This is a genomic window from Bartonella sp. B12(2025), assembly GCF_053795135.1.
Map to the genome: position 1 here is coordinate 710977 of NZ_CP200031.1, position 15460 is coordinate 726436.

15 protein-coding genes are annotated in these 15460 nt (G+C 37.7%); 9 read left to right on the forward strand and 6 right to left on the reverse strand.

Translation table 11 applies throughout. The annotated features are described in order from the left end of the window. Positions 1-12 precede the first annotated feature (12 nt). Entirely contained in the window at positions 13-807 is a 795-nt protein-coding gene (gene radC, locus V3564_RS03175) for a RadC family protein (protein WP_455481365.1), read from the forward strand. Between the two features lie 45 nt (positions 808-852). Here radC and V3564_RS03180 read toward each other — a convergent pair whose 3' ends face one another. From V3564_RS03180 to V3564_RS03190, 3 genes are all read right to left on the reverse strand, one after another. After that, positions 853-1065: a DUF3126 family protein gene (locus tag V3564_RS03180; protein ID WP_455481366.1), complete on the reverse strand. Its 213-nt coding sequence runs from the start codon at positions 1063-1065 to the stop codon at positions 853-855. A gap of 583 nt (positions 1066-1648) precedes the next feature. After that, positions 1649-2422, reverse strand: coding sequence for an alpha/beta fold hydrolase (locus V3564_RS03185; protein ID WP_455481367.1), 774 nt, complete (start codon positions 2420-2422; stop codon positions 1649-1651). A gap of 769 nt (positions 2423-3191) precedes the next feature. Continuing rightward, entirely contained in the window at positions 3192-3767 is a 576-nt protein-coding gene (locus V3564_RS03190; RefSeq protein ID WP_455481368.1) for a cold-shock protein, read from the reverse strand. A 313-nt stretch (positions 3768-4080) separates the two neighbouring features. Here V3564_RS03190 and V3564_RS03195 point away from each other — a divergent pair, with 313 nt between their 5' ends. The 5 genes from V3564_RS03195 to V3564_RS03215 all read left to right on the forward strand — a co-directional run bounded on the left by V3564_RS03195 (position 4081) and on the right by V3564_RS03215 (position 8938). Beyond that, positions 4081-5214 (forward strand): ABC transporter substrate-binding protein, encoded by a 1134-nt coding sequence (locus V3564_RS03195; protein WP_455481369.1) that lies wholly within the window; start codon positions 4081-4083, stop codon positions 5212-5214. A 113-nt stretch (positions 5215-5327) separates the two neighbouring features. Then, complete coding sequence (locus V3564_RS03200; RefSeq protein ID WP_455481370.1) at positions 5328-6404, forward strand: branched-chain amino acid ABC transporter permease; 1077 nt, start codon at positions 5328-5330, stop codon at positions 6402-6404. Next, the gene (locus V3564_RS03205; RefSeq protein WP_455481371.1) at positions 6404-7462 is read left to right on the forward strand and encodes a branched-chain amino acid ABC transporter permease; all 1059 of its coding nucleotides are present in this window, start codon (positions 6404-6406) and stop codon (positions 7460-7462) included. The genes V3564_RS03200 and V3564_RS03205 overlap by 1 nt, the downstream gene beginning before the upstream one ends. Beyond that, on the forward strand, positions 7459-8241 hold the full coding sequence (locus tag V3564_RS03210) for an ABC transporter ATP-binding protein (protein WP_455481372.1): 783 nt from the start codon (positions 7459-7461) through the stop codon (positions 8239-8241). The genes V3564_RS03205 and V3564_RS03210 overlap by 4 nt, the downstream gene beginning before the upstream one ends. Further along, complete coding sequence (locus V3564_RS03215) at positions 8228-8938, forward strand: ABC transporter ATP-binding protein (RefSeq protein WP_455481373.1); 711 nt, start codon at positions 8228-8230, stop codon at positions 8936-8938. Before V3564_RS03210 ends, V3564_RS03215 begins: the two co-directional genes overlap by 14 nt. A gap of 80 nt (positions 8939-9018) precedes the next feature. On the opposite strand, the gene gatA is transcribed toward V3564_RS03215, so the two are convergent. Next, positions 9019-10503: an Asp-tRNA(Asn)/Glu-tRNA(Gln) amidotransferase subunit GatA gene (gene gatA / locus V3564_RS03220; protein WP_455481374.1), complete on the reverse strand. Its 1485-nt coding sequence runs from the start codon at positions 10501-10503 to the stop codon at positions 9019-9021. 31 nt (positions 10504-10534) lie between these two features. Further along, complete coding sequence (gene gatC / locus V3564_RS03225) at positions 10535-10822, reverse strand: Asp-tRNA(Asn)/Glu-tRNA(Gln) amidotransferase subunit GatC (RefSeq protein ID WP_455481375.1); 288 nt, start codon at positions 10820-10822, stop codon at positions 10535-10537. 139 nt (positions 10823-10961) lie between these two features. Here gatC and ruvX point away from each other — a divergent pair, with 139 nt between their 5' ends. Beyond that, positions 10962-11441, forward strand: a complete 480-nt coding sequence (gene ruvX / locus V3564_RS03230) for a Holliday junction resolvase RuvX (RefSeq protein ID WP_455481376.1) — start codon at positions 10962-10964, stop codon at positions 11439-11441. On the opposite strand, the gene V3564_RS03235 is transcribed toward ruvX, so the two are convergent. Further along, the gene (locus V3564_RS03235) at positions 11426-13054 is read right to left on the reverse strand and encodes an acyl-CoA dehydrogenase family protein (protein ID WP_455481377.1); all 1629 of its coding nucleotides are present in this window, start codon (positions 13052-13054) and stop codon (positions 11426-11428) included. The two genes, ruvX and V3564_RS03235, sit on opposite strands and share 16 nt — an antisense overlap. A gap of 132 nt (positions 13055-13186) precedes the next feature. On the opposite strand from V3564_RS03235, the gene V3564_RS03240 reads away from it, so the two are divergent. Together V3564_RS03240 and V3564_RS03245 are read left to right on the forward strand one after the other, a co-directional pair. Continuing rightward, a complete protein-coding gene (locus V3564_RS03240) occupies positions 13187-14152 on the forward strand; it encodes an aspartate carbamoyltransferase catalytic subunit (protein ID WP_455481378.1) in 966 nt (321 codons plus the stop codon). Continuing rightward, entirely contained in the window at positions 14149-15450 is a 1302-nt protein-coding gene (locus V3564_RS03245; RefSeq protein ID WP_455481379.1) for a dihydroorotase, read from the forward strand. The genes V3564_RS03240 and V3564_RS03245 overlap by 4 nt, the downstream gene beginning before the upstream one ends. Positions 15451-15460: the final 10 nt, after the last annotated feature.

Here is a 15460-nt window from a genome sequence, read left to right on the forward strand (position 1 = left end):
AAAAGAAATGTTATGGCTAAAAAAATAAATATAAAAGGAAACATCCAGAGCAACAGTTTTGCATTGATATCGAGTTCTCCACTTGATCCAATACCAGGAACAAAAAGTAAAGAAACTCAGAAAAAATCACAGACACATAAACATTATCAAGGGCATCGTGAACGTCTTCGTAAACGTTATTTAAAGTCAAAAGGAAATGCAATTGAAGACTATGAATACCTTGAGCTATTGCTTTTTCGCACTATTCCCCGAGCAAATACAAAACCAATAGCTAAAAACTTGATAGCACGTTTTGGCTCATTAGCTGACGTATTGGGTGCTGATATTCATCGACTTCAAGAAGTTAAAGGATGTGGTCCGGTGACTGCGACTGATTTGAAAATTATTTCAGATGTTGCTGGACGCCTTGCACGTGCAGAGTTATTTAAACGTGATATTTTTTCATCATGGGATAAAGTATTAGCTTATTGTAAAGCTATCATGGCACATGAAACACGCGAACAGTTTCGTATCTTATTTCTTGATAAGAAAAATGGTTTACTTGCTGATGAAGTGCAACAAACTGGAACCATTGATCATACCCCTGTCTATCCGCGTGAAGTAATCTCTCGAGCTTTGGAATTATCCGCATCAGGACTTATCTTAGTGCACAATCACCCTTCTGGTGACGCTACGCCTTCTGAAGCAGACATAACAATGACATACAGATTAAAAGATGCAGCAAATGCATTAGGAATTGCTATTCACGACCACCTTATTATCGCACGAAACACCCACACGAGCTTCAAAGCATCAAAACTCATATGAATTTTATTAAGTGAAGAAAGATTTCATTCAATTATTCATAACGAATCAACTTTCTAGATCAATATCTAATATGGCCATTGAGAAATTGTATGATAGTTCATTCTCATCTTCATCTCGATAGATAATACCTAAAAACTCATCCCCAATATAAACCTCACAAGAATCACTCTTTTTAAGCCGTGCTTTCACTTGTAATGCTGAATTTTGGAATGTGTTTTTAAAATAACTATCAAGTTTTTTTATTTCATCAGCATTCACAATGCCCTCCTGTCTTTTGAGACTCTTAAATTAACTCCTAGTTGGCAAACAAAGGCACTCCTAAGATTCTCTAAAGCCATAAAAAATCTTAGTCTTAATCTTCACTTATATGACCTATACTCAAAATAGCACCATTTTGACACATTTACTGAAGAAGTTTTGCTAGAAGTATCTATCATTGTTAAATATACTCGTATAGATTCAAAAGTAAAAAAACGGTTAGAAGACCGTAATTTTTACCTTATCCCCAATTTCAGCATTTGCGCTTACAAGCATATTCTGACGAAACATTGATCAATCACTTATATTTTTTTCTTTTCTGTCAAAAGTAGAATTTTATAAAACAAAAGCATTTCCGTCTTTTACAGCTTTTTGTTTACTAAAAATCCCACTGCATAGTTAAAAAAATATTTTTCTTTAACTACTTCCAGAGTACATTCGTTCAACTTAAAAAGGAAATTACATTTCTACACAAATATATAAAACAAGCTAGCTAGAATTTACGGTTACTCTTCCCAGCTTTTCATTTTATTCGAGATAAAAATATTATTATTCTCTCAACTCTAAAACCTATGAATAATTCTCATACGATAGGATAACGAGAAAGAAAATCGATAACACCTTTTTTATAGACCTTATCTCCCACAGCGAGCATATGATCTCGACCAGGAATCGGTAACGCTTCACCATAGGGCAACAAAGCTGCTAACGGCTCTGCTTCACCACCAATATCATCTAATGAACCAACAGCAACAAGTGCAGGTTGTTTAATTTTGTAAATCTCAGATGCTGTTAAATCCTTTTTTGATGTGATAATACAAGCAGCGAGAGCACGTCTATCGCTTTTAGTTTGATCTGCAAATTTACGAAACATCAAACCACGAGGGTTAGTAATAGCAGAAATATCATCTGCTAAAAGAGCTTCAGCGACAGGTTCCCAACTCCCTGCTCCTGTTACCATACCAATACCTAAACCACCAAAAATAACGCTGTGTACATATGTTGGATGCAAAAGAGCCATAAATGCACTAATTCTTGCACCCATAGAATAGCCCATAACATGTGCTTTAGATAGTTCTAAATGCTGCAATAATCTTACGGAATCACCAGCCATAGCTTGAGGCGTATAAAAAGAAGGATCATAACTTTTAACTGAATCTCCATGTCCCCGATTATCAAGAGCAATAACACGATATCCTGCTTCAGTAAGAGTACGAAACCAACCCGTTGCATACCAATTCACACGTGCGGAAGACCCAAAACCATGAATTAACAAAACAGGCATACCCTGCCCTTCTTCTCGATAAGCAAATCGCAAACCATCGTATTCAAAAAAACGAATATCTTCCGCTGTCATTTTTTATCACCTTTACACTTTCCACAAATAGCATGATGAATAACACGCTGTCTCTTTCTTTTGTACTTGTTTTTCAAAAACTTCAGCAGCATTAATCTCAAATGCAAAAGTTGCAGGTACTCCTAACGAAATAGTATCTGTTGAAAATGGGAAAGCTTTTTCGACAATTGATACAACAATCTCTTCAATATTAAAAAAACATATCTAAGGATAAAGATATATTTACCATCCACATAAAAAGTTCCTGCTTACTCTCTAATTGCTTATTCTTTGATGTCTAAAAAGCATTGCAGATTACGTGAAATTAGTGCGATACATCAAAATCAGCTGCCATCTGAAGCTATGCAAAAGAAACCTCCACCCTATAAACAAAACCGTATTTTTCTTTGTTTATATTTCTAAAAAAATCGGATGAACAGGAATTCTCTATAAAAATTTTTGCTACAGCTATATACATTCTCAACATAGAAAACAGTGTCAATGGAACGGTTTTTCCTCTTAAAAAAACTTCAATATTTTCATCTCCACCTAAAGGATCTCTTTAGCTTTGTCGCACAAAATAAAAAGAATCAGAATTTTGAAAAATGAAATAGTCACTCTCTTATCGCATTCACTACAATATATTCACAATCCGCCTCATTTGATTTACAGCTTTACAGATATGCTTTTCTATTGCACATGCTGGCTTTACGACCATTTTCACTTATTTCTGTACAATAATACCTCTCTTAAAAAAAACAAAGAGATCACATAATTCCAATAGTAGAATTCAATGCGTAGCAAATGGGATCCCTATATCCGGATAGATTTCTGCTGTCATCAAGCCTTTTTCCCCTTTACCAAAACGTATAAGAACAACTTGACCAGATCGAAGCTCTGCTAAACCAAAACGACGCAATGTTTCCATATGAATAAAAATATCTTCTGTCCCCTGCCCGCGACTAAGAAAACCGAATCCTTTATCGCGATTAAACCACTTGACAATTGCGCGCTCTAAGCCACTTTCTGGAGTAACAGAAAAATGCGTACGGGCTGGAGTTTCTAACGGATGAATTGCTGAAGAACAATCTATGGATTTTACCTGAACGCACTTCAGTCCTCTTTCAGTTTTTTCCACAGCACAGAAAACTTTAGCACCTTCCAAAGCTGTTTGAAAACCGTCTCTTCGCATCACTGTAACATGCAATAATATATCGGGAAAATTAGGCAAATCAGGGACAATAAACCCATATCCCTTACTACCATCAAACCACTTAATGACACCACTGATTTCAATAATCTCACCACAAGCACCTATACCTTCCTCGGATAGGGCACAATCCTTTAATGCATCCTTAGTCGTCATAATAAAACGTGATCCTGTAGCTTTAAATTGTACGATATTGATTCTCTATGCCTAAGTAAACATTGCTCTTGCATCAACACGCAAGCCCCAAGATTAAGATTTCCCCATATTGTCGCATTTCCTATGTTAATATCAATACAAATATTTACGAAATTGTTTGATTGTACGCCCTACACACCTTACAATAGTTATCCTATAAAAAATAATACAAAGGGTTTTTCACATAATGATATTTTTATTAATGTGTAACTTGCATGATGAAAAAGTTCAAGATAAAGTGCACAAACTACAACTTAATTAAGGAAAGTGCGCAATGCAATTGAAGAAAATCCTTACTACAGTCGCAGCTGTCATGGCTCTTGTATCAAATGTCTATGCGAGTGAACCCATCAAAATCGGTGTTTATCTTCCGTTAAGTGGTCAAAATGCATTTGGAGGCCAGCTTGAAATTAAAGGCATAGAATTAGCACATAAAAAAATCCCAGAAATATTAGGACGTAAAGTGGAACTTATTATTATTGATAATAAATCTGATAAGGTAGAAGCTGCTAATGCTGTTATGCGTTTAACTGCAAGTGAAAAAGTTAATGGAATTATTGGTAGTTATGGCTCTTCACTCTCGTTGGCTGGTGGAGAAATATCTGAAAAAGCAAAAACTCCAACTATTGCAACTTCCTCAACAAATCCGCTTGTTACACAGGGTAAAAGGTATTCTTTTCGTGCTTGCTTCATCGACTCCTACCAAGGTGTAGGAATCGCAACCTATGTAAGTCAAACTTTACACGCAAAAAAGGCAGCTATCCTCAAAGATATATCAAGCGATTACGCGATTGGCCTCGCAAGTTATTTTACACGTGCTTTCAAAAAATTAGGTGGTGAAGTTATCTCAAATTTAAATTATAATTCTGGAGATCAGGATTTTTCAGCTGTTCTCACACAGATTATAGCGCAAAAACCTGATATCTTATTTATTCCATCCTATTTTTCTGAAGGTGCCATAATCATGAAACAAGCGCGTGAACTAGGTGCAACGTTTCAAATTATGGGTGGAGACGCTATGGATAATCCAGAAACCGTTACAATTGCAGGAAAAGCTGCAGAAGGCTTCTTACATACAACACTTCCCTACAGTGAGGATATGCCGAATATGTCAACAGCTGCACAAGAGTTCACAAATGAATGGAGAGCTGCTTATCCTAACAAAGAGCCAAATATCAACTCTGTTTTGGGATACACGAGTTATATGATGTTCATGAAAGCTATTGAAAATGCTGGCAGTGCTGACCGTGAAAAAATCACTATCGCCCTTAGTAAATTGAAGGATTTTCAAACACCCTTTGGTGATATGTCTATGGATGAGAATCATAATCCTAAAATGTCTATTGGTATAATTGAAATAAAAAGTGGAAAACGTGTTTATTTAGATGAAGTCAAACCCGCTTTTTAAAAGATCAGAAATTTTTCTAATAAAAATACAAAATGGTTGAGTTTTTTCTCAACCAAAATTTAAAGGTTTCTTATTTTATCCTATATTAATTAACAAATGTGGAAGGATAAGAGATGAGCACTGAAATGTTCATCCAGTATTTTTTTAATGCACTGACATTAGGATCTCTTTATGGGCTTATCGCTATTGGTTACACTATGGTCTATGGTATACTGAGATTGATTAATTTTGCTCACGGTGACATTTTCATGTTGGGAGCATATTTTGTTTTCTTTTCCACGATTAGCTTTATGCCTGCTTGGGCTGCTATTCTTCTTTTATTACTGGCTGTTCTTGTTTATTATTCGGTGTTTATAGGGTTCAAAAAACGCCCTCCAATTTATTGGGTTGCTATTTTTTTAATTCTTGCTTTAGGGTTCATTTATTATTTTAAAATTTCCCCACAAGATTTTGCACCGATTTGGGCCTTAGCTCTCTGTTTTTCAATTTTTATCACAAGTGCAGTGGGTATTACTGTTGATCAATTTGCCTATAAACCTCTGCGCCATGCTCCGCGTATTTCAGCACTTATCGGTGCAATAGGAGTTTCCTTTTTTATTGAAAATCTTGCTACTGTACTCTTTAGTGGTGTTCCGAAAGGTGTAAAACAGCCAGATTTTCTTGTAGTACCATTTCTATGGCACTTAGAATCGGGAGCGGATAGAATCATTAGAATTGCTCCTATGTCTTTGATCGTTCCCGCTGTTTCATTTATTCTTATTGTTTTATTGCTATGGATTATCCATAAAACAAAACCTGGTCTTGCTATGCGTGCAATTTCACATGATATTGAAACGACGCGTTTGATGGGGGTTTCTGTTAATAAAGTTATTGCATTTACATTTGGAATAGGCTCAGCACTTGCTGCCATCGCAGGCATTATGTGGTCTCTACGCTATCCTCAAATTCAGCCTTATATGGGTGTTCTTCCTGGACTCAAAGCATTTATCGCTGCTGTTATTGGAGGTATTGGCTCGATTCCAGGAGCAATGTTGGGAGGATTGTTACTAGGGTTTATTGAAACTATGATTATCGCATTCTTTCCCTCGCTATCTGGATATCGAGATGCATTCGCTTTTATTTTGTTGATTCTGATTTTATTGGCAATGCCTACTGGGTTAATGGGCAAAAAAAATCAGGAGAAAATCTAATGACAAAATCAGTTACAACTTTTCTATCGTGTATCAGTATTTTAATTTTTATCTGTTTCTTATTTTATGCTGATAAACATTTTAATGATTACACACTTCGTGTCATCAATCTTATTGCTATTAATGCGATATTGGCAATTTCGCTTAATTTGATTTACGGTTTTACGGGTATGTTTTCTCTTGGACATGCTGGCTTCATGGCCATTGGTTCTTATGTATGCGCAATTTTACTTCTTTCCCCTGAACAAAAAGAAATGATGTGGATTCTTGAACCTATAGCTGAGCCTTTGCATTATCTGCAGTTGCCTTTTTTTGTGGCCGTTACTGTAAGTGGTTTGTGTGCTGCTGTTGTAGGTTTATTGATTGCTCTCCCTATATTACGTCTTGGTGGTGATTATCTTGGAATTGCAACATTGGGTTTTGCAGAAATCATTCGCATTGTTATTACGAATGCAACATCTATAACAAACGGTTCTTTGGGCATCAAAGGGATACCTCAAAATGCCACATTATGGTGGAACTGTGGCTGGTTAGCATTTACAGTTATCTTTATTACTCTTTTACTGCGAAGCAATACTGGTAATGTATTGCGTGCTATTCGTGATGACGAAATTGCCGCAAAAACAATGGGAATTAACGCTTTTTTCTACCGTAGCTTCTCCTTTACTGTTGGTGCATTTTTTGCAGGTATAGGAGGAGCACTGATGGCTGCTCTTATTTCAACTATCGATCCCAAAATGTTCAACTTCCTTATAACTTTTAATATTTTGATGATTGTTGTTGCTGGTGGTCTTGGTTCAATTACAGGTAGCATTATTGGTAGCATTATTATTACAGTTATGCTTGAATGGCTTCGCATTATTGAAAGCCCGTTTGACTTAGGTTTTATCCATGTTCCTGAGATACCAGGGCTTCGTATGGTTGTTTTTTCTCTTCTATTGCTAGTAATTATCTTATTTTGGAGAAAAGGATTATTGGGACAACGCGAATTCTCATGGAATAGAATTTATAGCTTTTTGACACGCAAAAAGCTCCCTAATACTGAGGGAAAGTTATGAACGATACCATCCTTTCACTCAATGATATCGTGATGCGTTTTAGCGGATTGGTTGCTGTAAATAATATTAATATGGCGATTAAACGAGGAACAATTACCGGATTAATTGGTCCAAATGGCGCTGGAAAAACGACTGTTTTTAATATGATATCTGGATTTTATACTCCCACAAGTGGAATAATTCTTTTTGACGACCAAAAAGTTTCTGGAGCTCCTCCTTATATTATCTGTAGATGCCATATTGCGAGAACATTTCAAAATATTCGCCTTTTTTCAGGACTAACGGTTTTGCAAAATGTTATGGTTGGAGCTCATGTTCGACAAAAGTATCCATGGTTTTCTTCAGCTCTATTTTTTCCAAAAGCAATGAAAGAGAAAAGCGAAGTCCATAAAAGCTCAATGGAACTTCTTGAGCGGCTACAACTTGATCACCTTGCTAATCAATCCGCAATGACTTTGCCTTATGGTGTGCAGCGACGTCTAGAAATTGCGCGTGCGCTAGCAACAAAGCCAAAATTGCTTCTTCTTGATGAACCTGCTGCTGGCATGAATCCACAAGAAAGTGAGGATCTTAAAACATTTATAGCAAAAGTGCAAAAAGACTTTGATCTTACAATTCTGCTTATAGAGCACGATATGAAAGTTGTTATGGGACTTTGCCAATATATTTGGGTAATGGAATATGGCTGTTGTATTGCCAATGGCACACCAGATGAAATTCGTAACAACCCTAAAGTTATTAAAGCTTATCTTGGCGGAGATATTTATGGATATTCTTAAAATCAAAAATCTTCACGTTCATTATGGCGCCATTAAAGCTGTCCAAAATCTTTCTATGTCTATAAAAAAGGGAAGTATAGTAACTTTAATCGGTGCCAATGGAGCAGGAAAAAGCAGTATTGTACGCTCTATTACAGGACTTAATCAATCTGTTTATGGAGAGATTACATATAAAGACGAATCAATTATTAAAAAATCACCAGAAAAAATTTTGCGATTGGGTATTGCTTTAAGTCCTGAAGGACGACGCATTATGCCCCATTTCACTGTTTTGGAGAATCTATATTTAGGTGCTTATATTCGTCATGATAAGCTAGAGATTGCCCGCGATATCGAATGGATATTTGATCTCTTTCCACGCTTACGTGAAAGAACAAAACAGTTGGGAGGAACAATGTCAGGTGGTGAACAACAAATGCTTGCTGTAGGTCGCGCACTCATGAGTAATCCTGACATGGTAATATTAGATGAACCCTCTCTGGGTTTAGCACCGCTTCTTGTAAAGGAAATTTTTTCAATTATCCGGAAAATTAATGATATGGGAAAAACTGTTCTTCTTATTGAACAAAACGCATTTGCAGCACTTTCTATTGCTGACTATGCTTATATTTTAGAGGTAGGGAATGTTTTATTTCACGGTGAAGGCAAAGCCATGCTTTCTGATCCACGTGTTAAAGAAGCATATCTCGGCGGATAAAAGCTACGCAATACTTTAAAATCAATAACTTATCCTTTCCCAAAGCATCTCTCTGCTTTAAGAGAAATACTTTTTTATCATTATATCCACCATTTTTCAGTGCTAAACGTTCCGGCCGCTTGTTCTATAACGTAGGCTATTTGAAAAATGACTTCTTCAGCAAAAGGTTTACCAATCAATTGCAAGCCTAATGGTAAACCATTTGATGAGAGACCAGCAGGAATAGAAATTCCTGGTAAACCAGCCATATTAACTGGCACAGTAAAAATATCATTGAGATACATTGCCACAGCATCATTTTTTATTTTTTCATCAGCAATGCTAAAAGCTGATGTTGGTGTTGCAGGCGTAAGAATGGCATCGACACCAGAAGCAAAGCATTGATCAAAATCACGCTTCACTAATGTTCGTATTTTCTGCGCTCTAATATAATAAGCATCATAATAACCTGATGAAAGGACATAAGTACCGATCAAAATACGACGTTTGACTTCATCACCAAAACCAGCTGAACGGGTATTTTTATACATTTCAATAACGTCTTTTCCCGGTATGCGAAGACCAAAACGAACACCATCATAACGCGCTAAATTAGAAGACGCTTCTGCAGGAGCTACGATATAGTAAGCAGGCAAAGCGTATTTTGTATGGGGTAATGAAATATCAACAATCTCAGCACCTGATTCTTTTAGCCAACTCATTCCTTTTTTCCAAAGCGCGATAATTTCAGGAGACATCCCCTCAAGGTAATATTCTTTTGGAATACCAATTTTCATTCCTTTTATTGATTGACCAATATAACTTTCATAATCAGGGACTGGTAAATTAACCGAAGTGGAATCTTTTTCATCAAAGGAAGCCATTGATCTAAGTAAAATAGCACAATCGCGAACATCTCGGCCTATAGGCCCAGCTTGATCAAGTGATGAAGCAAAAGCTACAACCCCCCACCGTGAACAACGCCCATAAGTTGGTTTAATTCCTACCGTCCCAGTGAATGCTGCTGGCTGACGTATTGAACCGCCTGTATCTGTCGCTGTTGCACCAGCGCAAAGCTGCGCCCCAACAGCGGCTGCAGAACCGCCTGAAGAACCACCTGGCACGAGCTTTTCATTGGAGTCTTTTTTTCTCCATGGACTAATAACTGGACCATAACATGACGTTTCATTGGAGGAACCCATAGCAAACTCATCCATATTAAGCTTACCTAACATAACGGCTCCATCTTGCCATAAATTAGCTGTTACGGTTGATTCATAGCGCGGTTTAAAACCATCAAGGATATATGAACAGGCTTGAGTATGAACACCATGTGTCGCAAAAAGATCCTTAATTCCTAATGGAATTCCTTCTAAAATACCACCTTGCCCTCTAGCCAAGCGGTTGTCTGATTCAGCAGCCATTTTTCTTGCTTGTTCTGCTGTTATTGCCACATAAGCGTTCAAAGTTGGATTAGCTAATTCAATCGCTTCTAAATAAGCTTCTGTTAATTCAGTTGCTTTGAACTCTTTTTTTATTAGAGCATCACGGGCTTGTGCAATTGTAAAGGTTGTTAAATCGGTCATATTGGTTCTCAAGTTTTTAAAATATAAAAAGTTACTCGACGACTTTTGAGACAAGAAAAAAATTTTCTTCTGTAACAGGTGCATTTGCTACGATATCTGCTGCTTTATTACCGTCTGTGACATTATCTTCACGCATTCGTAACGTCATTGGCATCACTGATGTTAGCGGCTCAACACTACTGACATCAACTTCACTCAATTGTTCCACAAAACCTAAAATAACATTGAGTTCTTTTGTCACACGTTCTACTTCATCGTTGTGAACAGCAATACGCGCTAAATGTGCCACCCGCTTGACTGTTTCTTGATCAACAGACATACTATGCCTCTCTACTTTTTATTTTGATATTTCATTTATGGCTATACAAGGCTGCGTTTACGAGTGCAAGAATATTGATAACGCGAATAAAAAATATAAGTATGAACCTAAACACTAAAAGACTTAAATTATAAACCATATGGCTATTATCGATATCAATGAAGTTATTACACATCTTTTGCCTGGACAAACAATAGCAGGTTTAGATTTAGGAAGAAAAACTATCGGAATTGCGATTTCTGATATGGGGCTAACTTTTTCAAATCCGCGTCCTGTGCTTCAACGAAAAAAATTTGTGGAAGATGCCCACGCACTTATAAAAATTTTTGATCATGAAAATGTAGGAGTTGTTATCATTGGCTTACCTCTTAACATGAATGGAAGTAATGGTTCTCGTGCTCAAGCAACAAGAACTTTTGTAAGCAATATGAAAGCACATACAGAAATTCCATTTGTTTTTTGGGACGAACGCTTATCAACTATTGCTGCGGAACGCTTTCTTCTAGAAATGGATGTATCGCGCGCTAAAAGAGCAACCCGAATTGATTCGGCTGCTGCTGCTTTTATATTGCAAGGTGCTCTCAACAGAATTCAAAGCCTTCATCATATGGAAGGATAAAGAACATTTAACAGGTGTCCTGCATTATACCGTGCAATTAGCATTCCATAGGAAGATCTCCATTGTCCTCCAAGGCGGCTTTCCATATAGGCATTTGCAACATGTTCTATGTCTGTAGAACGTAACGATGCAGCTGCAGCTGCATACGCCACTTGTTCAACAAAAAATCTTCCTGCTCCCTCATTTGCCGATGCCATCTCCACAGCAGACTTAATAATTTCAATTGCTCGTGGTCCAGCTGGTCCAATATCAATAGCAATTTTTTCTAACAATTTCTGAAACAATCCCGGTGCTTTTTCAGCGATGAGAATTGCATCCTTTACCAATTGATTAGCAGAATTATTTCTTACAATCCGTGCAGGCCCATTACACAGCATTTGCGATAATGGATTTCCCTCAACAAAGCTTTCGATGCCAAGTTGAGCAATAATTTCACCAATAATAGGAATGATTAATTGACTGACGTGATAAGCAATAATAGGCGTCATAATTCGTGCAAAAGCTGCTTCAGAACGATCATTTGCAGCGTTATCAAAGGCTCGCGCTAAACGTAAAACCAATGCTTGTGCGGCAGCGATATCCAGTGCAATATCTGCAAAAATACGTTCTGTCAGTGGCGGTAAAGGCTGATCCGGTATTTTTTTCCGAAAAAAATCTATGCCAAATTGAAGTGCAGCCCGCAGAACACCTGCCGATATTACAGATTGATCGAAACGCATCATTGTTTCGATATCTTTAATTATTTTAATACCTTCTCCGGCATTACCCAAAAGCCAACCATAACTACCCTGAAAATCAACAACACCTTCTGGCGTTAAAAATTCTCCGGAACGCTGCACTAAATGACGAATCGAGATAGTACCATTTAATGCGCCATTTTCTTGTATGCGTGGAACTAGAAAGCAGCTTAAATGACCATCTAAATCTGCACTAACAAGATATCCATCCACCATAGGATTAATAACATTTGTTTTGACAATATTTAAACGATACAGGTCACGCCCCATTTTTTTATCAAAAGAAATTTTTTTAACACACGGAAAATTAAAAGAGTATTTTTCGTGTTTTTCAACACCGTCAAAAGCACATGTAAGAGCAGCCGCCTTTTTGCTATTAACAGGCTTGGACGATAAATCATATTGGCGTGATAAGAGTACACTTTGCCATTTTTTGAAGAGCTCAGAATCACTAATTAAGACTGCAATAGCCGCACTTGTTATAATAACTTCATTCAAATGCCCTGTTTCCAGACTAGCAGATAAAGCCAAGCGAATAGCACGCGCTTGATAGCGTACCCCATTTTCTGAAGTTGTATTTTCCCAAAGAGAAGTGACCAAACCAGTCTGTCTGGAATACTTTTGGAGAGCTTTGTATGAAGCGTGTATTTCTAATTGTTCTGTTGGCTCCCCCCATTCATCATGACGGTGCAACACTGGCCGATAACGATTCGCCAAAGAAGAAAGCTCCCGTGCTTCATGACTTACCACAAAATCTCCTATTTCTTCAAAGCTTGCTAATAAAAACTTAGGCAAAGTAGAGGCAATACGAAACATAAGCGTATCACTGAGAAATGCATTTTTTCGGCGAGCATTTTGCGCAGACACAGCACTCATAGGCATATTCCTATTATTCAAATCATTCATATCATAGACTATTTGTCTGTTTGCAGTTAAAAAAACATTTATCATATTCAAATAAATTAAATGTATGTTTAACCTGTTTAGAGAGAGATAGAAAAGAATGCTATGACTCAAAACACTTTTCCCCCCCTTTTCCCCCATCGACATCTTTTAGGTATTAAAGGTCTGAGTGTGCAAGATCTTACCATATTGCTTGATCGCGCAGATGCGAATGTTATCTTGTCTAAACAAACTGATAAAAAAAAATCTACATTGCGTGGACGCACCCAAATTAATCTCTTCTTTGAAGCTTCCACGCGAACACAATCCTCTTTCGAATTAGCTGGAAAACGGCTGGGAGCAGACGTGATAAGTGTAGCTATTGACAACTCATCTGTAAAAAAAGGGGAAACATTAATTGATACAGCCACAACCCTCAATGCGATGAAACCGGATATACTCGTCATCCGCCATAGTAGCGCCGGAGCAGCTGCACTGTTAGCGCAAAAAGTGGATTGTAGTGTCATTAATGCAGGTGATGGTGCTCATGAACATCCAACACAGGCCTTGTTAGACGCCTTGACCATTAAAAGAACAAAAGGCCGTATTGAAGGATTAACTGTTGCAATTTGTGGAGATATCTTGCACTCACGTGTCGCACGCTCCAATATCCTTAGTTTAAATGCTTTAGGAGCACGTGTCCGTGCAGTTGCTCCCTCAACACTTTTGCCCGCAGGAATCTCAGATATGGGTGTTGAAGTTTTTAATACAATGAAAGACGGTTTTAAAGATGCTGATGTCATCATGATGTTGCGCTTACAACATGAACGTATGACAGGTTCCTTTATTCCCTCTATTCGTGAATATTTTTGTTATTTTGGTTTACATAAAGAAAGTTTGGCCTATGCAAAAAGCGATTGCATCATTCTGCACCCTGGCCCAATAAACCGCGGTATAGAAATCGCATCTGATATAGCAGATGGACCTCAAAGTATGATTCATACACAAGTAGAGATGGGAATTGCTGTGCGTATGGCTGTCATGGAGGCGTTATTAGATTCACGTCTTAAGACAAGTGGAGAAAAAAAATGATAAAGCCAACGTTTTTTCAAAATGCCCGTATTGTTGATCCTTCACGCGCAATTGATGAAATTGGCACGGTTGTTGTCGAAAATGGGCTGATTGCAGCCGCTGGAAAAGAAGCTCTAAATCAGGGAGCTCCCGAAGGAGCAGAGATTATTAATGCAGAAAACAAAGCAATTCTTCCTGGACTTGTTGATGCCCGCGTCTTTATGGGAGAAGCAAAAGGTAAGTATTATAACACAATCGCTTCAGTAAGTAAATCTGCTGCTGCGGGTGGTATTACTTCCCTCCTTATGATGCCAGACACGCATCCAGTCATCGATAATGTAGCAATTATTAAATTCATTACCTGTACAGCACAGGAAATGTCATTGGTCAATATTTATCCCGTTGCTGCGATCACTCAAGGTTTTCACGGACAAAAAATAACCGAATTTGGCTTGCTAAAGGATGCTGGAGCAGTTGCCTTCAGTGAAGGCAAAAAAACACTTCAAAGTTCGTCTGTTATGCGGCGCGCAATGGCTTATGCACGCGATTTTGGTGTTACGTTGATGCACGAAACACAAGATAATGATCTTATAGAACAAGGCGTTATGAATGAAGGGCTGCTAGCGAGTTGGCTTGGCCTTTCTGGAATACCTCGCGAAGCAGAAGTCATTACACTTGAAAGAGATTTGCGCTTAGCGACATTGACACAAACGTGCTATCATGCTGCACAAATATCGACAGCTATGTCTGCTGACGCTATTCGTCTAGGTAAGCAACGTAATGCTAAAATTTCAGCTGGTGTATCTATTAATCACTTATCTCTTAATGAAAATGATATTGGTGAATATCGTACCTTTTTCCGTCTAATGCCTCCATTACGTGTAGAAGAAGATCGTATAGCAATGATTGAAGCGATAAAAGATGGAACAATAGATATTATCGTTTCTTCCCATGATCCCCAGAATGTTGATACAAAACGTTTACCATTTAGTGACGCAGCTTCAGGCGCTATTGGCATGGAAACTTTATTGAGTGCAGCTTTACGCCTTTATCACAATGAAACCGTACCGCTTCTACGATTAACTGAACTTTTGTCAACGACACCCGCAAAACTCTTTGGCATCAATGCAGGAACACTCAAAAAAGGCGCTCATGCAGACCTTATTTTGGTTGACCTTGATGAACCATGGGTAGTATCTGCAGATAAGCTGTATTCACATTCAAAAAACACACCTTTTGAGAATGCACGCTTTCAGGGACGTGTTCTCCAAACCTTTGTTAAAGGAAAATCAATTTTTAAATTTGATAAACAAACTTAATGAGATCTTA